Annotated in this window: 1 protein-coding gene; it reads right to left on the reverse strand. The window is 38.1% G+C overall.

Annotation, left to right across the window (positions count from 1 at the left end):
* Positions 1-181 (reverse strand): hypothetical protein (locus tag N7568_RS22995; protein WP_261612040.1); only part of this gene is annotated, 181 nt, incomplete at its 3' end.
* Positions 182-286 lie beyond the last annotated feature (105 nt).

Raw genomic sequence — 286 nt, forward strand, 5'->3', positions numbered from 1 at the left:
CCTCATCTTTAAGACGATACGATGCTGAGGGGTGAATTGTAATACTGCTTTTATTGCCTAAGTAGTTCCTTAATTCTACCGATACAAGGGGTTCTGTTCCTGCGGCTTCTGCTGTCGAAAAAACCGTTAAGGGAACTACAATGATAGCGATTGCTACCAGGATTCTCATCATGTTTTTCATTGGCTGCTCTCCTTACTTTTACTACTTTTCTAATACTATATAAATCTAAAGGCATCTTTTCTAATATCGGGCAAACCCTTAGATTTTCCAGTACTTTATTTCCAT

Source organism: Paenarthrobacter aurescens (assembly GCF_025421775.1).
Classification (GTDB): Bacteria; Actinomycetota; Actinomycetes; order Actinomycetales; family Micrococcaceae; genus Arthrobacter; species Arthrobacter aurescens_B.